General features: G+C 62.3%; 16 protein-coding genes. 7 read left to right on the top strand and 9 right to left on the bottom strand.

The window, feature by feature from the left end; translation table 11 throughout:
* Positions 1–9: 9 nt before the first annotated feature.
* Positions 10–936: a DMT family transporter gene (locus tag IEX57_RS00500; protein ID WP_188701242.1), complete on the bottom strand. Its 927-nt coding sequence runs from the start codon at positions 934–936 to the stop codon at positions 10–12.
* A 685-nt stretch (positions 937–1,621) separates the two neighbouring features.
* Here IEX57_RS00500 and IEX57_RS00495 point away from each other — a divergent pair.
* Positions 1,622–2,542 carry a LysR family transcriptional regulator gene (locus IEX57_RS00495; protein ID WP_188701241.1) on the top strand — a complete coding sequence of 307 codons (921 nt, stop codon included), beginning with the start codon at positions 1,622–1,624 and terminating at the stop codon, positions 2,540–2,542.
* A 283-nt stretch (positions 2,543–2,825) separates the two neighbouring features.
* Positions 2,826–3,437 (top strand): DUF4142 domain-containing protein, encoded by a 612-nt coding sequence (locus IEX57_RS00490; protein WP_188701239.1) that lies wholly within the window; start codon positions 2,826–2,828, stop codon positions 3,435–3,437.
* Between the two features lie 45 nt (positions 3,438–3,482).
* Here IEX57_RS00490 and IEX57_RS00485 read toward each other — a convergent pair whose 3' ends face one another.
* Positions 3,483–3,785 (bottom strand): PilZ domain-containing protein, encoded by a 303-nt coding sequence (locus IEX57_RS00485; RefSeq protein ID WP_188701237.1) that lies wholly within the window; start codon positions 3,783–3,785, stop codon positions 3,483–3,485.
* 219 nt (positions 3,786–4,004) lie between these two features.
* Positions 4,005–4,559, bottom strand: coding sequence for a DUF2199 domain-containing protein (locus tag IEX57_RS00480; protein ID WP_188701235.1), 555 nt, complete (start codon positions 4,557–4,559; stop codon positions 4,005–4,007).
* A gap of 317 nt (positions 4,560–4,876) precedes the next feature.
* On the opposite strand from IEX57_RS00480, the gene IEX57_RS00475 reads away from it, so the two are divergent.
* A complete protein-coding gene (locus IEX57_RS00475; protein ID WP_188701232.1) occupies positions 4,877–6,082 on the top strand; it encodes a S1 family peptidase in 1,206 nt (401 codons plus the stop codon).
* Entirely contained in the window at positions 6,067–7,038 is a 972-nt protein-coding gene (locus tag IEX57_RS00470) for an FHA domain-containing protein (RefSeq protein ID WP_188701230.1), read from the top strand. The genes IEX57_RS00475 and IEX57_RS00470 overlap by 16 nt, the downstream gene beginning before the upstream one ends.
* A 37-nt stretch (positions 7,039–7,075) precedes the next feature.
* Here IEX57_RS00470 and IEX57_RS00465 read toward each other — a convergent pair whose 3' ends face one another.
* From IEX57_RS00465 to IEX57_RS00450, 4 genes are all read right to left on the bottom strand, one after another.
* Positions 7,076–8,563: a sensor domain-containing diguanylate cyclase gene (locus IEX57_RS00465; protein ID WP_188701228.1), complete on the bottom strand. Its 1,488-nt coding sequence runs from the start codon at positions 8,561–8,563 to the stop codon at positions 7,076–7,078.
* 77 nt (positions 8,564–8,640) lie between these two features.
* Positions 8,641–9,447, bottom strand: a complete 807-nt coding sequence (locus IEX57_RS00460) for a substrate-binding periplasmic protein (RefSeq protein WP_188701225.1) — start codon at positions 9,445–9,447, stop codon at positions 8,641–8,643.
* A gap of 182 nt (positions 9,448–9,629) precedes the next feature.
* The gene (locus tag IEX57_RS00455) at positions 9,630–11,231 is read right to left on the bottom strand and encodes a carbohydrate-binding protein (RefSeq protein WP_229708537.1); all 1,602 of its coding nucleotides are present in this window, start codon (positions 11,229–11,231) and stop codon (positions 9,630–9,632) included.
* Positions 11,232–11,626: 395 nt separating this feature from the next.
* Positions 11,627–12,190, bottom strand: a complete 564-nt coding sequence (locus IEX57_RS00450) for a TetR/AcrR family transcriptional regulator (protein WP_188701222.1) — start codon at positions 12,188–12,190, stop codon at positions 11,627–11,629.
* 93 nt (positions 12,191–12,283) lie between these two features.
* Here IEX57_RS00450 and IEX57_RS00445 point away from each other — a divergent pair, with 93 nt between their 5' ends.
* Positions 12,284–12,751: a nuclear transport factor 2 family protein gene (locus IEX57_RS00445; protein WP_188701220.1), complete on the top strand. Its 468-nt coding sequence runs from the start codon at positions 12,284–12,286 to the stop codon at positions 12,749–12,751.
* 685 nt (positions 12,752–13,436) lie between these two features.
* On the opposite strand, the gene IEX57_RS00440 is transcribed toward IEX57_RS00445, so the two are convergent.
* Together IEX57_RS00440 and IEX57_RS00435 are read right to left on the bottom strand one after the other, a co-directional pair.
* Complete coding sequence (locus tag IEX57_RS00440; RefSeq protein ID WP_188701218.1) at positions 13,437–16,025, bottom strand: ATP-binding protein; 2,589 nt, start codon at positions 16,023–16,025, stop codon at positions 13,437–13,439.
* Positions 16,026–16,033: 8 nt separating this feature from the next.
* The gene (locus tag IEX57_RS00435) at positions 16,034–16,756 is read right to left on the bottom strand and encodes a response regulator (RefSeq protein WP_188701216.1); all 723 of its coding nucleotides are present in this window, start codon (positions 16,754–16,756) and stop codon (positions 16,034–16,036) included.
* A gap of 248 nt (positions 16,757–17,004) precedes the next feature.
* Between IEX57_RS00435 and IEX57_RS00430 the strand changes: the two genes are divergently transcribed.
* Together IEX57_RS00430 and IEX57_RS00425 are read left to right on the top strand one after the other, a co-directional pair.
* The gene (locus IEX57_RS00430; RefSeq protein WP_188701214.1) at positions 17,005–17,685 is read left to right on the top strand and encodes a response regulator transcription factor; all 681 of its coding nucleotides are present in this window, start codon (positions 17,005–17,007) and stop codon (positions 17,683–17,685) included.
* Positions 17,686–17,835: 150 nt separating this feature from the next.
* The gene (locus tag IEX57_RS00425) at positions 17,836–18,216 is read left to right on the top strand and encodes a response regulator (RefSeq protein ID WP_188701212.1); all 381 of its coding nucleotides are present in this window, start codon (positions 17,836–17,838) and stop codon (positions 18,214–18,216) included.
* The last annotated feature ends 423 nt before the right edge of the window (positions 18,217–18,639 follow it).

Here is an 18,639-nt window from a genome sequence, read left to right as displayed (position 1 = left end):
AAGGGCATGTCACGATGTGGCATGCCCTTTGTTTTGCAACCGCGGCAACTTGACCAGCCCCAGGCCCAGCACCACGCCCGCAAACGCAATCAAGCCGCCAACCGCATGCCAGACATGCAGTTGTTCACCCAGCAGCAAAAACGCCAGCAGTGCCACCAGCAGTGGCAGCAAGTTCAGAAACAGCGACGTCCGCGCCACGCCCAGCGCCCGTATCCCCTGCATCCAGCAAAACGGCGCCCCCAAAGAAGCCGCCGTGCCGGCGTACAGCACCAGCGGCGCATTGCCTGTCGAGAGCGGCGTCATCGGCCCCGCCAGCCAGAACGGCAACACCAGCAAGGCCCCGATCGCCGCCTGGACATAAAGCTGCGTCCAGGTCGGCAGATCCATCGCCCAGCGTTTGTACAGAATGCCGTAGATCACGTTGGAGCTGACCGCGACCAGCATCCACACATCCCCCACCCCGAACTGCCCCTGCGCAAGCTGCGCCGGATGCCCGTGCGTGACCAGCACCAGCACCCCGCCAAACGACACCAGCGCCCCTGCCAGCCGGTACAACGGCAACCCTTCATGCGCCAGCAACCCCGCCAGTACCGCCGACAACAGCGGCGCCAGCATCAGCATCACACTCATGTTCACCGCAGATGTGTGATGCGCCGCCACATAAGCCAGCCCCTGATACAAGGCCATTCCCAGACCACCCAGCACCGCCAGCTGCGGCAAATGCCGCAAGATCAGCGCCCGGCGCGCCAGTACCGTTCGCAGCACAAACGGCGTCATCACCAGCACCGCCAGAAACCAGCGGTAAAACGTGATGGACGCCGGATCAATCTGCGTCGCCGCCGCCTTGCTGACAATGGTATTGCCCGACCAGATCAACACCGCGCCCAACGGGGCGAAACGGGCAAGCCGGTGAACGGGCGTGGAGGAGCTGGACATGGGCGCATCGCCTTGATTAATGGGTGGATGCATTGATTGTGGTTGCCGCGCATGAATGCAAAAACTGCAATATGATTAATTGATACATGCATGACATGCACTGGTTTAGATGCGTGGCGGGCTTCAGGGTAGTGCTTTGGCGGCAGGCCTCTGGATGGTTCAGGCCACGCTTTAGCGCCTGCGGCGCAGGTGTTTACCACTGGATTCCCGCCTTCGCGGGAATGACGAAGTGGTAGAGCGGGGAATTCTGTTCTTGCATACAGATGGTTCGCGGGATCGCCGTAGCTCTTGCCGTTGCTCTTGCCGTAGCTCTTGCCGTAGCTCTTGCCGTAGCTCTTGCCGTAGCTCTTGCTGTAGCTCTTGCCGTAGCTCTTGCTGTTGTCGTTGATTTCCGGTGTTGCCGTTGCCGTTGCTTTTGACTTACCTCCCCCTTGACTGCGCTGAGCATCGCAGCGGGGCCCGGGGTTTCGGCGCAAGGGTGTTTGAGCCCAAAGGGCGAGTTCCCTGGAGCCAGCCGGGCCACGCGAGAAGCGCAAGGAACCCGAAGGGCGCAGTCGCAGGGGTCGCCTTTCTTTTGGTTACTTTTCTTTGGCGAAGCAAAGAAAAGTAACGTGCTCCGGCCACCGCCGGTATCAAAACACCGCGCCGCAGGCGCTGACCAAGCTAACCAAGGTTAAAGCCCCCCATGCCCCGCCTCGACCTCAACACCCTCATCGACCTCGACGCCCTGCTCACCGAAGGCAGCGTCGCCGGCGCGGCCCGCCGCCTGAACATCAGCGCGCCGGCCATGAGCCGCCGCCTCGCCCATTTGCGCCACACTCTGGGCGACCCGCTCTTTGTACTGGCCGGCCGCAAACTGGTGCCGACCGAACGGGCGCTGGCCCTGCAAGAGCGCGTGCGTGCCGCAGTCGAAGACGTGCGGGGTTTGCTGGTGCCGCAAACGCTGGATCTGGCCAGCATCAAGGCCACGCTGGTGCTGCGCGCCAATGACGGCTTTACCGGCGTCTGGGGGATTCGCCTGGCAGAGCGGCTGATGGCCGAGGCGCCGGGCGTGCGGGTGCGCTTCATGCCGCGGGCCGAGAAAAATATCGAGTTTCTGCGCAATGGCTCTGCCGATCTGGAACTGGGCGTGCTGGATATCGACGCGCCGGAAATCCACAGCCGGCCGTTGTTTGATACGCGCTTTGTCGGCGTGGTGCGCCAGGGGCACCCGCTAGCCTTGCAACCGGGGCCGGTCAGCGTGGCGGACTTTATCCGCTGGCCACATATTGGCGCGTCCCGGCGCGGTCTGGCCTGCGGCCCGGTGGATGACGCACTGGCCGCAGTCGGTGCAGAGCGGCAGATGGCAGCGATTGCGCCCGGGTTCCAGTCCGCCCTGACCATGGCGTGCGCGTCCGACTTTATCGCCACGGTGCCGGAGGTCTTTGCCCGCTGGACTGCGCCGACGCTGCCGCTGGCCGTGTTTGCGCTGCCGGTCGCCACGCCGGTGGTACATGTGACCATGGCCTGGCACCCGCGCCGGCATGCCGACCCCTTGCACCGCTGGTTGCGTGATCACGTGCTGGCACTGTCACAGACGCTCACCGATCCGTCTTACGCGGCGTAGGATGCGCGCCGATAGCATGCACTTGTCATTGGGGCGACCATGAAGTCGTGCTGATCAACGTGTACACCGTTTTGCGATGGCGGTGAGACCCCATGACGTTGCGATGCGCCTTTCAAGGGGGCCCCGTGGTCCCCGCTTTTTAGCCCGCGCCCGCCTTTGCCAGCAAACACCGACACCCGTTACAGCATCTCTACCCGCCGCAGTACACGCTGGTCCGACAGGCACGCGGCCGGTGCGGGTTCAAGCTGGTTGCATGCCATCCTGGTCAGACAAGGAGCACCTCATGCATCGAATTCTTCCCCCTACCCTGGCGGCTTTGCTGGGTTTGTCTTCTGTTCAGCTTTATGCGGTCAATGACGCGGCCTCCCGCGGCGGTATTGTCGAGCGCGAGGCCTCGACCGCCGCCAGCGCGCGCCTGGCGCCCGATGACATTGCGTTTATCGACAAAGTGGGCGCGGCCGGCACCGCCGAAATTGCCACCAGCAAGCTGGCGCTCAAACAAGGCAAAGGCAAGGATGTCCAGGAGTTTGCCGGTCACATGATTGAAGACCACCAGAAACTGGCCGATAAACTGACCCTGCTGGCGCGCGGCAAGAAACACGCCGTGCCCGCGCAAACCCCGGCCGATCTGCAATCGACCATGACGCGATTGTCTGGCCTGAAGGGCGATGCCTTTGATGCGGCGTATATCCAGTTTCAGGTGAGCGCGCACCAGGACGCGGTGCATTTGTTCGAGAAAGAAGCCGAGTCCGGCAATGATCTGGACGTGCGCCAGTTTGCCGCGCAAACGCTGCCGCTGCTGCAGGAACACCTGCACGCCATCCAGCAGATTTCCGCGCACCAGCTACGCTCTGTCAAACCGCTGCCGCATGACACCAAACCCCCGGCAGGTTGAGCGGCCGGCTGATCTGGCCGGCTGATCGCCGCGCCGGACAGCGGCTTATTGCAGGACTTCCACAATCTCCAGCCCCAGTTCATACAGCTTGCCCCGTTCCAGTTCATGGCAACGGCGCACGCGCACGGTGGCGGCAAACGGCTTGCGGTTGCCGCCCACGGCAGGCGGCATCATGAGGACGTCAAACACCTCTTCCAGCCGCGGCACGTAGCTGGTGCGCACGGTCATGCCGCCCACGCTCAGGTCAGTGCATATGCCGTACTGGGACGGCGCAGCATCACGAAAGCGCAGTTTGATTTCACAGTTGACTGGAACACGCCGTGCGCTGCGTTTTTCCTGGTTCCCCATCTCCAGCTATTCCTTGCCTGGCGGTTGCAGTGTTGTAGTTATCGAACCCGGACCTGTGCCGGATTGAGCAACATGCTGCCATGACAAGAGAACCCCGTGGGAACGGGATGACTTCCGGTGCGTGCCGGCTCACAAAAAAACCGGGCCGGAGATCTCCGGCCCTGGCTGTGGTGGTCAGCCAGTAGCTTGCGACTGGCTGACCGGCATCCTGCGTGCCAATCAGGCCGCGCCGGGCTGGTCAACCAGGCCCGTGCCATGAACCAGATGCTCGGAAAGCGTACGCAGCTTGAGCACGCTGAAGCCACCGTACTGGTCCTGCAGCGCCGGGTGCGCAATTTGCTGCGGATTGCGCTGGAAAAACACCAGCGGACGCATGCCGTTGCCGCGCGGGTGGAACTCGACCGCCATATTGAGGGTATCCGGGTACCCCGGGAGCTGGTTGGCCAGCCAGCCCACGGTCTTTTGCGCCGGGGCAGTGCCGCGCAAGAAGTCCTGATACGCCTTGAAGGTGGCTTCATCAATGGCCACCCAGACATACCAGCTGTACATCAGGGACGGATCATCATGCACCGGCATTTCCAGCACGGCGTGCACAAAGTAGTCCGTCTGCTGCGCATGCCGGATGGTACAGAAATCAGTATCAAGGGTGGCGATCGATTGCTGTTGTTCGTCGCTCAGATTGAAGTAGTGGTAGGGCACTTCAAAGGCGCAACCGGTGTCGCAGACGTGGTTTTGTCCGCAGCGGGTGCAGGTAAAGGAGTAGCGGGTATGCATGGCTCAACTCATGATCAGGTGCGGCAAGTCCGTCACTCTAGCCGCAGCGCTGGCGGAGCGTCCACTGCCGCTGACCTGCCCGCAACAGGCCGCGCCATGGCTGTATGCGGGACGACGCTCCATCGTCAGCATGCGTTGTGGTTTGGTGACAAATCCTGAAAGACTGATCGCGCAACCTGGGGGCCGCAGGTAAGATGAGGCTTAAAACATACACCTTCCTCCTTCACGGTCTGCGCACCCACTTGAACGCCCTCCTCGCCCTTTTTGCCAGTTGTCTTTTGCTGTGTGGCCTGTCAGCCCATGCTGCAGAAACTTCGTTGGCAGACACCCCCCAGGTTTTTCGCCAGTACAAGGATGCGGTGGTGCAAGTCCGCATCATGGACAAGCGCAGCAACAATCGCACCGCGCTGGGGACTGGTTTTGCCGTGGATGATGCCGGCCACGTGATTTCCAACTTCCACGTCATTTCTGAAGTCGTCTGGCACCCGGAATCCTTCCGCGCCGAGGCCGTGCGGGCCAACGGCAGCGTGGTGCCGCTGGCGGTCTCCGGTTTTGACGTGGTGCATGACCTGTCGCTGCTGAAGCTGGCAACGCCGCTGGGAACACACCTGACGCTGGATGCCGGTCCGCTGGATAAAGGCACGACGCTGTATTCGTTCGGGATTCCGCTGGATCTGGATTTCACCATTGTGCGCGGCCTGTACAACGGCCTCTTGCCCAAAAGCCTGCGTGAGCAAATCCACTTCACCGGCGCCATCAACCCGGGCATGAGTGGCGGCCCGGCCATGACCGAAACCGGCCGGGTGATCGGCATCAATGTCGCCACCTCCGGCAACGACGTGGGCTTTCTGGTGCCCGCCCGCTACGCCGTGGCGCTGCTGCAGCAGCAAGCCCGCGCGCCCATCAACAATGCCGCGCAGATGCTCAAACTGATGGACACCCAGTTGCTGGCAGAACAAAACGCGCTGGCCACCCGCCTGCTGGCCGCGCCGTTGACCACTGACACACTGGACCGCTACCGCACGCCGCGTGACTGGTCGGATTTCTTTCGCTGCTGGAGCAACGAAGAACACGGCGAGGAAAAACGCTACACCGCGCTGACCATGGTCTGCGGCTCGCAAAGCAATATTTTCCTGACCGAAGATTATGAAACCGGCACGGTGCACTACAGCCGCAGCTATGTGCAAGGCAAGGGCCTGAGCGATCTGCAGTTTGCGCATCTGTATGGCTCGCAACTGGGCATCGGCCCGCGCGTGCCGGACGCCACGCGTGAAGACGTGGGCAACTTTGCCTGCAGTACCTCGTTTGTACGCCAGCCCGACGGTCTGCCGCTCAAGCATGTGTTCTGCCTGCGCGCGCACCGCAAATTGCCGGGCCTGTTTGATGCGGTGATCATGAGCGCCACGCTGGATCAAACCCAGAGCGGGCTGATCAACCGGCTGGTGCTGGGTGGCGTCAGTTACGACAACGCGGTGCGTCTGGGCCGCAAATTCCTGGGAGCGGTGACATGGTCGAACCGCTGATCCTGGAAATCCTGGACCGTCACGGCCGCGTGGCGCAGCGCCAGAAATTCATGTGCTTCCCGGTCCACGTGGGGCGTGATTACAGCAATGATCTGATCGTGGATGACGAGGCCGTATCCGCGCGCCACCTCAGCATTGAACCGGGCCCGGAAGGCGGCTGGGTGGTGGAAGACCTGGCCAGCGAGAACGGCAGCTACGCCAGCAACCGTGACCGCATCAGCCTCAAGCGGATCAACATCGATGAGCGCATCCGCATTGGCCGCACGCAATTGCAGTTCCGCAGCCCGCAATCGGCCATCGCCCCGACCGTGCTGCAAGGCGGTTTGCTGTGGCGGGTGTCCCAGTTGCTGGGCAATGTGTGGATCATGCTGCTGTTGCTGGCGCTTAACGTTGGCCTGCTGACCTGGAGCAGCAACACGCACGTGTTCACGCAGATCAAGCCTTCTGATACCGCCGTCACGGCCGGCACCCTGTTGCTGGGCACCTTGTTGTGGGCCAGCATCTGGGCCTTGCTGGCGCGGTTGTTGAATCATCGGGCGGTGCTGTTTGAATATATTTCGCTGGGGTCCATCCTGGCGCTGGCCAGCCTCTTGTTGCAGGCTTTTGAAACCCGGCTGGGATATCTGGCGCATGACAGCGCACCGGCGCTGATTACCTCCAGCATCGTCTGGCTGGTAGTCATGGCCGTCATGGCGTATCTGCACCTGAAACTGGCGACGGCGCTGTCGCGGCGCAAGCTGTACATCCTGATAGGCACCGGTCTGGTGGTAATGTGCGGCTTCCTGCTGTTATCAAGCTACCGCGACGAGCACACCTTCAGCCGCGACCTGCCCTTTAACAATGATCTGCAACTGTTGCCCCTGAGCGTCCTGAAATTGCAGCCGGCCGGGCGCTTCTTTGATGATCTGTCTGACGTGCGCGACAGCGCGCTGCAAAAAACCAAAGACCCGGATTAACCGGGCCCTGGGGTGATGCTGGCGGCGCAAGCGCGGTTTAGTCCGGCTTGCGCCCCAGCCGGCGTTCTGCCGAAGGCGTGCTGGCGTAAAACGCGCGCTTTTCTTCGTACATCAGCAAGTCTGCGTGCTGCACCGTGGCCTCCAGCCGCTCGCCCCGGTGGCAGGTGGCCATGCCCATGGAAAAACTCAGCGCCGCACCGGGGTAGAACTGGTTGTTCAACTCGATCAGGTGATGCACGCTATCGATCACCGCCTGGCCGCCACGCTCGTCCGTGCCCGGCAGCAAGATGGCAAATTCGTCACCGCCAATACGGGCGGCATAAAGCGGCGCCTCAATGGCTTTGGCAAAGACCTCGCCGGCCCGACGCAGCAGCGTATCGCCCGCCGCATGGCCCAGTTGATCGTTCACGCCTTTCAGGCCGTTCAGGTCAGCAATGATCACCGTCACCGGGAATGGCCCTTTGCGTTCCAGCCGGTTCAGTTCATCCACATAGAAAGAACGGTTGCGCAGCTTGGTCAGCACATCATGCTTGCCAAGGAACTCCAGATACGCCTCGGCCTTCTTGCGGGCGGTGATATCGGTCAGCGCCACCAGCACCATATCCCAGCGTGCCTCGTGGCCGGTCAGCACCGCAAACTGCAGGTGTACGTTGACCTCGTTGCCTTCCAGCGAATAATTGAGCACTTCGCGCTGCTGGAAAAGTTTGTTGTCCCACAGATCAATCAGCTGCTCGCGAAAATGCGGGCGCATGTCATCACGGAACACATCACGCAGCCGGCTCAGCAGCGTCTTTTTGTCAGGCGCGGCAAACAATTGCAGCGTGTGCTGGTTGACGTCGATCACCTGGATTTCTTCCATGCAGCGCTCGACGAACTCGGGATGCACATCGGTAAACACGCGCAGATCGCGGATGCCCTGTGCGCGTACGTCATCCAGCAAGGCCTTGACCGCGCTGAAGTCTTCCACCCACAGCGATACCGGCGAGTGCTCAAACAAGCCGCGCGCATATTGCGCCGAGAGCGCTGCCCGATGCCGTGCGCGTTCCAGTTCGGTGATGTCTTCCACCGCCACCAGCACGCGATCCCATTTTTCTTCATGCCCGGGCAACACCGTGCCGCGCAGCAAGACGTCCAGCCGGCGCCCGGTCAGCGTGTAATTGACGGTCTGGCTGAGAAACTGCGTCTCGCCGGACCACAACTGCACCAGTTCTTCCTGGTGTTCCTTGAACATGTCATCGCGGAACACCCGATCCAGCCCGCCCACCAGATGCTGCAGGCTGTCTGCCTCAAACAGCGTCAGGGTCTTCTGGTTGACCTTGACCACCTTGATGCATTCAGAGCACTGCGCCACCCGCGCCGGGTCTTCATTGAACCAGGCGCGGATGTCGGTCACACCCTGCGCGCGCCAGGTATCAAACAAAACGCGCATGGCACTGTAGTCCTCCACCCAGAGCGAAACCGGCGCCAGATCAAACATCCAGGCGTCGTCGGTATTGGCGGGTGCAGCGGGGGGCAGCTGGGACATGGCACACCTGTTGTTTTATGTTGCCGTCATTCTAATGCGCTTGTCGGCGCGCGTCGCCATCTGATCGGGTATCTGCCTTACTGCGTGCGCGCGGATTTGCTCTGCAAGGCGGCCGTGGCGGCATGGCTGTTGAGCATGGTGGTGACGTACTGGTTGATCAGCATGTCCCAGGTTTTGTCGGTATGCAATTGCGCCAGGCCTTTGTTGAAGTTGGCGATCAGGCTGGCAGAACCGGGCTGTTTGCGCGGGGCAATGAAATACAGCGCGCGGACATCCAGCGGTTGCGCAGAGGCCGCCAGTTTCGGGTAACCCGACGGCAACTTGCGCATGACCAGATCGCCCAGCAGGCTGTTGGTGACAAAAAAGTCCGCGCGGCCCAGCGCCACCATGCTGGCGCAGGCGCTCATGTCGGCCGGGGTTTCTACATGCGGCGTGCCGTTGCCCATCAGTTTGTAAATGGAAGGCAGCGCCACAAAGCCGGCGGGCAGGCACAACACCTTGTTCTTGAGTACGCCCGGCTTGAGCGTGATCTCCTGGCCATCGGCCCGGCCGTACAGATAGGTGGTCATCTGCACAACGGCATCAGAATACAGATACTGCGCAGCGCGCTCTGGCGTCTGCACATAAGGAAACGTCGCGGCGTAGCGGCCATCGAGCGTGTCTTTGTAACCGCGCGCCCACGGCAGCCAGTCGATGGTGGAGGTATACCCGACCACAGAGAGGCTGCGCTGGACAATTGCGGTAAACAGGCCGCCTTCAGGCAGGCCGCTGTCGGTATAGGGCAGATAACCGTTGCCGGTGACCAGTTTGAGCGGCTCCGCCGCTGGTAGCCACGCGCAACTCAAGGCAAGGATGGCAGCAAGGCCGTAACAGGTAATACGCAAGGCAGGCCCTCCACAGTGCGGCAATCTTGTCCGGGCAGACAGATGATTGCTTCTTCAAGTATGTGTAGAGCATACCGGCCCCCGGTGCTGCCTGCGCAGTAACCGACACGCCGGGCAAAAAAAATCCGGCGGAGTACCCGCCGGATTTTGCACTGGCCCTCAGGCCCTGGATCACAGAGGCCTTATTGACCCAGATCGCTGATAAAGCGGTTGGTGAACGACAGATTGCTCTGACCGTTGGTGCCGGCAATGTCGCGATCAAACGACCAGTAATGCACGCCGGCCAGACCGTTGGCCTTCACAAAGCTGGACATCACATCGGCATCAGACAACGTGAAGGTCTCGCCAGCGGTGTCGTTGGCGGCAATCATCGGGGTCAGTTCGATCTGGTTGTACGGCAGCTTGTAATAGCCGTGCAGGTCCATGGCGGCCTGGATGGCCGACTGGCCCATCTGGCACTGGCTACCGCTGACCACGCACACCGCGCTGGAGGCCGGGTTGCCGTAGTCCATCACCATCAGGTTGACGGTGTAGTTGGTCAGACCGGCAGACTGGATGGCGCTCATCACCTGCTTGCCGGTGTCACCCAGCGGGTTGGGCGAGCTGGCGCCCATATCCACAGCAACGGCAGAGCCAGACTGGCTGGTGGCCAGCGTAGCAATGGTGAAGCTGAAGCGCATGGCCGGCCAGGTCTTCTGCGCCACCTTCACGCGGGCGACAAGGTCATTGATCTGGGCCTGGCTCTGGCCTGCTTCAATGTCAAAGTCCACGCCGATCATGTTGGCGGAGTAGTAGTTGTTCACGAACTTGGTAAAGCCGGCATCCGTCGCGCAAGAGAAGATGCCTGCGGCGCCACCGGTCGACACCACGTACTTCTTGCCGGCGTTCACGAACATCGGCACGTTGGTGGCGGCAAAGGTGGACGGCGTCATACCGGCCAGGTTTTCACCCACCGGCGAGGGCGAGGTAGAACCGCATTCGCCCGTGACAAATGCCCAGGTCAGCGCAGACAGGTTCGACGGCATGGCGGCAGTGACGTCGACCACGGTACCGGCGGCATTGCGGCTTTGCATGCCGTCCGTGTTCCAGTTGGTGTTGACGGTGACGTCCTTGTACGGGCTGTCGATGAAGGTCGGGGCCGAACCGCTCGGGGTCGGTGCTGGCGTCGGTGTCGGCGTCGGTGTCGGCGTCGGCGTTGGTGTCGGTGTCGGTGTCGGCGTCGGCGTTGGTGTCGGTGTCGGGGTAGCGCCACCGGTGCAGCTGCCGGTTGCGGTCCACGGCTGGCCAGAACCCGTAGCGCCACTGTTGGTGGCCGGGTTCGCACCTTGCGTCCACCAGTTGGCCTTGTAGTTCACGCCGTTGTAGCTGACCACGGCACCACCGTTGTAGGCCGTGCTGGCGTTCCAGGCCGCAGCACAGCTACCCGACGGCGTCGGGGCCGGTGTCGGAACCGGTGTAGGCGCAGGCGTCGGCGCCGGGGTCGGAGCCGGCGTAGGCGCAGGCGTCGGAGCGGGTGTCGGTGCTGGCGTAGGCGTCGGCGTGGCAGAACCACCGGTATCCGCACCCAGATCTTTCCACAGGCTCGGCGTGGCCGCCGGGTTCCAGTTGGCGCCAACATAATCAGTCTGGGTCACCAGCGCCTGATAATCGTGGCCGTTGTAATAAACAATGGTGCCAGCGCTGTAGGTGCCGCCGTCTTGCCATGTCGGATAAGCAGCGAATGCAAAGCTTGCCGTCAATGCGGCAGGCAGGGCGGCCAGGGCCACCCGCGTAATGCGTTTCATGTGTATCTCCATCCCGGGTTGTGAAAAACAATGCGGGTGCTGTGTGCACCTCTGTGTGGTTTGTCCGGCTCGTGCCGGTACGCGCCCATGGGTAGACCCCGCCCTGGCCGGTACATTGGCCAGGGTGGCGACATTTACAGCCATATGCAGCCTGGCGTCAATGTCATGTTCTACATGTGTTTTTCAGGGGAAAGAGACCACCGCAGCGGGCCGGCGCCCGCCCGGCAAAGACCAGTCAGGCCGCCGGCCCGCCACAGGCAAGGATCACACCGGCGTCCGCGTTGCAGCCATCCGGCCAGCCTCAACCGCAGGCGATAGAACCACTGCCGCGGTTGACGCCACATGTCCCTTACGAGCGGTGGCGTTTTAACGCGCCAGCCGTGACATTGCGCGCATCAGGCCGGCAACACCGCCAGCAGCAAGGTCAGCGCATCCAGCGCCGCCTGCGGCGAGCCATCCGTCTGCGCCCGCACCATGGCGCCATCCACCGCCACCGCCGCCGCCAGCGCAACGCGCTCACGCCCCGACGACGCCGGCAGCAAGGTCGCAATAGCCGCCGTCATGTCAGCCTTGTGCGCACGCGCAATCTGCGCCGCATCAGCAAAACCGCCGCCCTGCTCTGCCACCGCATTGATAAACGCACAGCCCCGGTATTGATCGCTGCCAAACCACTCCGCCAGCACCGGCACCAGCACCGCCAGCCCGCTGCCGCCATGCCGCTGCAGCGCGGCGGTAAACCAGTTCATCCAGCGTTCATGCCGGTCTTGCAAAAACGCACGGATCAACTCGTTTTTGCCGGGGTAATGCCGGTAAAACGTCACCTTGGTCACGCCGGCCTCGGCAATGACGCGGTCAATCCCCGTGGCGCGGATGCCATCGCGGTAAAAGAGATCATGCGCCACGCGCAAAATGCGCTCACGCGCAGGCAGGGTGGCCGGGTCAATGGTTTCGGTTTTCATGACGTCATTGTAGACAAGTCTGTCTACATCTTCTAGAGTGACAGCGCCAAGTAGACAGATCTGTCTACACCCTCATAACCACCGGAGCCCATCATGCAACCCCGCCCGCCACTACCGCCCTTCACACTGGACAGCGCCATCGCCAAGGTCCGCGCCGCCGAAGACGCCTGGAACACCCGCGACCCCGCCCGCGTGGTGCTGGCGTACAGCGAAGACACCCAATGGCGCAACCGCGCCGAATTCGTCCACGGCCGCGCCCAGGCGCAAGCCTTTCTGGAACGCAAATGGCAGCGCGAACTCGACTACCGCCTGATCAAGGAAATCTGGGCCCACACCGACAACCGCATCGCGGTGCGGTTTGCCTATGAATGGCACGACGACGCCGGGCAATGGTTTCGCAGCTATGGCAACGAGAACTGGGAATTCAACGAATACGGCTTGATGACACGACGGCACGCCAGCATTAACGACGCGCCCATCAAGGAAACCGACCGCAAATTCTTCTGGCCCCTGGGCCGGCGGCCGGACGAACATGCCGGATTGTCGGAATTCGGGTTTTAAATGGATTGCCGACCGTGGCCACCTGCGACGGCCCTGCTGGATTTCGGCTCAAGGCCGGAATGACGAAGCTTTGGGATGCGGGCCGAATTGGCGGTGGTAGTGGCCGTTGATTTCCGGGGTCGGGTCGGTTTTGGGGTCGGTTTTGGGGTTGTTATTGCTTTGGGGGTTGTTATTGCTTTGGGGGTTGCTGTTGCCTTTGACTTGCCCCCCCTTGACTGCGCCGAGCATCGCAGCGAAGTCCGGGGTTTCGGCGCAAGGGTGTTTGAGGGCAAAGCCCGAGTTCCCTGGAGCCAGCCGGACTTCGCGAGAAGCACAGGGAACCCGAAGGGCGCAGTCGCAGGGGTCGCCTTTCTTTTGGTTACTTTTCTTTGGCGAAGCAAAGAAAAGTAACGTGCTCCGGCCACCGCCGGTATCAAAACCACCGCGCCGTCAGGCGCTAACAAACCAACAAACAAACAAACCAACCAGGCACTTCAAAATTCCCAACCAGCCACAGCGAACTCCCGCCCCACCACCACCAATGAAACAGTTGCAATGATAGATTTCATCCCCCCGTAACAATCCCCCCCTATAGTGCGCACCTGAATATCTTCTCAGGTACTCATCTCTCCAGTCTGGAAGTCCATAGTTCAAGCCCTGCACGCGTTGCGGGGCTTTTTTTTTGCGGATTGCACGGCAAAAGAGATCAGGCCAGCAAGGCCGCCAGATCAGCCCGTACAAAGGGCTTGGCCAGGAAAGTCTGGCCCTCGCGCCAGGCCGGATGCGCGCGGTGGGTTTCCAGCGGCAGGCCGGACATCAGTACCACGCGCGTCTGCGGCCAGCGGCGGGCAATGGCGGCCGCCAGCGTGATGCCGTTGCCACCGTTCCCCAAAGAGATATCCGACAACACCAGCTCCACCGGCTCGTTGCGTGACAGCCAGTCCTGCGCTTCCTGCGCGCCAGATACACCCACCGCATCCGCGCCCAGCGTGCGCAGCATGGCCAGCGCGGTGTCTTTCACGGCGGGGTCGTCTTCCACCACCAGCACCCGGCCGCTGGCCTGGCTGCTCAGCATGGGCCGGCCATGCTCGTGGGTCTGGGCGTCCTGGGCGCTGGATGGCAGCCATAAAGAAACGGTGGTCCCCTGCCCCAGCGAACTCTGGATCTGCACATCACCGCCGCTTTGCCGCACAAAGCCATACACACTCGACAGCCCCAGCCCGCTGCCCTCGCCCAGCGGGCGCGTGGTGAAGAAGGGTTCCATGACCTTGTCCACCAGTTCCGGCGGAATACCGGTGCCGGTATCAATCACGGAAATCATCACGGCTTCTTTCAGCGCAGGCAGGCGTTCGGGGTTGGTGCGGGTTTCCACCGCCAGCGTCAGCGTGCCGCCGCCGGGCATGGCGGCAGCACTGTTCAGCGCCAGGTTCAGGATGGCGTTTTCCAGTTGCCCCCGGTCCACACTCACACTGGGCTTGCTGGTCACGGGTTTGATGACCACTTCAATATCGGTGCCCACCGCGTATTCGATCAGGTCCAGCATCTCGGCCAGCATGTCGTCTACTTGCACCACTTCGGCCTGCAAAGGCTGGCGTCGGGCAAACGACAGCAACCGCCGCGTCAGTTGCGAGGCGCGCTCGGCAGAGCGCCGTGCCAGTTCGGCCATGCCCAGCGCTTCAGGTTGCTTTTGCAGTTTGTCTTCCAGCATTTCCAGGTTGCCCAGAATGGCCACCAGGAAGTTGTTGAAGTCATGCGCGACACCACCGGTCAACTGGCCGAGCACTTCCATTTTCTGGGCCTGGCGCAGATCAGCTTCGACCGCCCGCCGGGCCGTCAGATCACGGCACACCGCCACCCAGCCGCCGCCGGGCATGCCCTGACAGTGAAATTCCAGAATGCGCTGGTCCACAAAATGCAGTTCGGCCGCAGCGGCAATCCGCGTTTGCCGGTCGGTGGTCCGGGTGGCGGTGCGGCGCGACACTGCCCGCCAGCGCGCCTGCACCGGCAAGGCCTTGCGCAGTTCCAGCAGCGTCATGCCGATATGCAAACGCTGATCGGGCATGCCCAGCGCGGCCTGGAACATGGGGTTCCAGCCCACCAGCCGGCCTTCGCCATCGTGCACCGATACGCCGTCGTTCATCGATCGGAACACCGTTTCCAGCAGCCGTTGCTGGCTATCCAGGCCTTCGGTCAGCTTTTGTTTTTCCAGCATGTTGGCGCGGAACACCTCAAACGCGCGCGCCAGTTCGCCCACTTCATCCTTGCGGTCAATCGAGGGGATACGTTGTTCGGTATGGCCCGACGCCAGGCGCGCCAGCACGCGGGTCATGCGCTGCAGTTTGCGCAAGACACGGTCCACATAGGTCACGCCCAGAATGGCCAGCACCACGCCAACGGCCGCCAGCAGCCACAAGCCGGACTCGCTGGAAGCCACCACGCGGCGCACGCCTTCGTGCCGGCGTTCGGCCACCTGGCGCAGTTCTTCCACATACCTGGCCGAGCGCTCGTCCAGCTGGTCCGCGTGCGAGCGGATCAGCTGCACCAGATAGGTCATGCGCTGTTCGCTGGTCAAAAACTCATTGCGCAGACTGAAGGCGTTATCCGGCCCTTCGCCAATCTTGTGCAGCAGCGCGGCCAGTTCCGGCTCGCGCTGGTCTTCGCCCAAGGCGCGCACCCGCATCCACAGCGCTTCACTGTCACTTTCGGCCACACCCAGGGTGGTGAAATCCGTCGCCTGGAAGGCCGACATGGTGACCACCCACAGATTCAGCAGGGTGGGCGCATTGCGGGCGACTTCGTGACGGCGGCGCAGAATCTCGTTGCCGGCGTTGTCGGCGTCGCGCCGTTCTTCGTTCAGGCGCCGTTGCAACAGCCGGTGCATGCCCGATTGCACCATCAGCCGCGTCAGATCGCGGTCGATCCCGTCCAGTTCGGCATTGGCGGCCAACTGGTCGGCCGTGCGCTCGGGCAGATCCATGCTCAGCACACGGATATCACGCAGCAGGTTGTGCAGTACCTCGGTATCACTGCGCAACAGATCGGGCGAGTCTGTGCCCGCCATGCCCGGCGCAATGGCCGCCACCTGGGCGACTTTTTCAGAGAGCTTGAGCACGCGGGCGATTTCCGGCACCACGTTGGCTTCGTATTCATCCAGCGCGCGCTGGTTGGCGCGCATGCCCATGACACCGACCAGCGCAACCGACATCGTGACCAGAAACAGCAGCAAAAAGGCCACGATCAGCCGGGTGCGGATGCTGGGCATGCGGTCAGGCAAACGCGAACGCAAAGCGCGCATGGGGCCCTCTACAAGCGGGTAACCGGAGTGGCGAACATATACCCTTCGCCGCGCTCGGTCCGGATATACGCGGGCAGGCGCGGGTTGGGCTCGATCTTGCGTCTGAGGCGCAGAATCAGTACGTCGATCGTGCGGTCATACACGTCAATCTCGATGCCGCGGGTGTGCTCCAGCAACTGATCGCGTGACCAGATGCGGCTGGGCTGCTGCACCATGGCCGCCAGAATGGCGAACTCGCCCCGCGTGAGTGAGCACGGCTCGCAGCCATTGCGGGCCAGCACGCGTTTGCCCATATCCAGCACCCAGTCGCCAAAACCATAGCGCACGCCGGCATCTGCACTGGCGCGCGGTTGCGACAACTCGGTGCTGCGGCGCAGGTGCGCTCGCACGCGGGCCAGCAGTTCGCGCCCGGAAAACGGTTTGTTGATGAAATCATCGACCGCCAGTTCCAGCCCCAATACGCGATCCGTCTCGTCGCCCTGCCCGCTGATCATGATGATGGGCACATTGGACTTTTGCCGCAGCTCACGCGCGACGGTCATGCCGTCTTCACCCTTGAGCTTCAGGTCAAGAATGACCAGCGAATACGGTTGCGTGGCCAGGTGCTGGAACAAACCGCTGCTCTGGCCGAATGCGCAGACGGTAAAGCCGGCGTCTTCAAGCAGCGTTTTCAACCACTGTCGTACCTCTGCATCGTCATCCAGAATCAGGATGCAATGTCTGTTATCCATAGTTGACTCTCCACCGGGCAGCGCTTCTGTTGACGCCATGGCCGGGTCTGACTGTGTGTCATCCACTGTGCGGTGATGCTGCCTATGCATGACAGCGGCGTCAACTCAGGCAATGGCCTACCGGCGCGCACGCCAAAAACCGGCAACCCGGATCAACATAAAAGTGCAGGTCTGGCGGCACAACGCGCTACACTGCGTGTCGATAACAGCAGCCGGATTTCGAGCTGCCCCGTACCCCGTGGACCCACATGCGCATACTGCTGGTTGAAGACGATGTCCTGCTGGGCGATGGCGTAGCCGCCGGGCTGCGCGACGCCGGCTTTACCGTAGACTGGATTACCGATGGCGAAGAAGCGCTGACCGCGCTGACCACGGTGCCGTATGAGGTCGTCGTGCTTGACCTTGGCCTGCCCCGCCGCGACGGTATCAGCGTGTTGCGCACCTTGCGCGCACAACGCCGCGACATGCCGGTGCTGATCCTGACCGCGCGTGACCAGGTGAACGAGCGCGTTACCGGGCTGGAAAACGGCGCAGATGATTACGTCGTCAAACCCGTCGCCCTTGCCGAGTTGATCGCCCGCGTGCGCGCCCTGCTGCGCCGCGCCCATGGCCGCGCCCAACCGCTGATCGAAGCCGGCAACCTCACCATCGACCCCGCCGCGCGTGCCGTCACGCTGGAAGGCCGGCTGATCACCCTCTCCCCGCGCGAATATCTGTTGCTGGTAGATCTGGTCGAACACCGCGGCATTGCCCGCACCCGTACCCAGCTGGAAGACAGCCTGTACGGTTTTGGCGAAGAAGTCGGCAGCAACGCCGTGGAAGTACACGTGCACCACCTGCGCAAGAAACTGGGCGAAACCCTGATCCGCACCGTGCGCGGTGTCGGTTATCTGTTCGTGCCCGACGCGGGCAACCCGCTGACCCGCTGAACGGCCGCACGTCGCAGCAACATGCTGCGTCGCGGTCTGTCCCACACCGATATCAGCAAGCGCCTACAGCGCATGACTCACACCCGCCTGCACTATGGCAAGGCCGGTTATCCGCCATTTTTTCAAGTTGCCGCAACTTGCGAGACCCTGATGAATGCAGATCGACTTTCGATCCTCTACGTAGAAGACAACGAGATGCTCCGCGCGACCATCGTGGAATATCTGGTAGAGGAACTGAGCCTGCCGGTGACCCCGGTAGCCAGCGCGGAAGCCGCCCTGGCCGCCCTGGCGCAGGCACACTACGACGTACTACTGACCGACGTCAGCCTGCCCGGCCGCTCCGGCATCGAACTCGGCCGCGACGCCCTGGCCCGCTACCCGGACATCCACCTGATCATCTCCACCGGGCATGACGTATCTGGCTTCGTACAAAACATGCCCAACACCCAATGCCTGCCCAAACCGTTTGACCTGGACCACATCGACGCCGTACTTGCCAGCGTGCGGCAATCCATTGCCGAACGGGCCTGACCGGATACCTGCAAGCGCTCACCTCGGGATTGCTGTTGGGGTTGCAGTTGCAGTTGCAGTTGATTTTCGGGGTTGCGGTTGCCTTTGACGTTGGGCCCCTTTGACTGCGTCGAGCATCGCAGCAAGGCGCGGGGTTTCGGCGGAGGGGTGTCTGAGCGAAGCGAGTTCCCGTAGCCAGCCGCGCCTTGCGAGAAGCACAGGGAACTCGCGCAGCGAGCGCCGTCGCCGGGGTCGCCTTTCTTTGGTTACTTTCTTTGGCGAAGCAAAGAAAGTAACGTGCTCCGGCCACCGCCGGTATCAAAACACCGCGCCGTCAGGCGCTAACACCAGTTAAGCCATTAAAGGCTGCAGCACGTGGATTGTCGCTACCGCCCCAAATCCCTCCAAATCCCCCCCCAACCGTGCCTCCAAAGAAAAACCACC

The sequence above is a fragment of the Silvimonas iriomotensis genome, from assembly GCF_014645535.1.
GTDB lineage: Bacteria > Pseudomonadota > Gammaproteobacteria > Burkholderiales > Chitinibacteraceae > Silvimonas > Silvimonas iriomotensis.
Note: the sequence above shows the minus strand (reverse complement) of the source record. Positions and strands in the feature narration are given on the sequence as shown.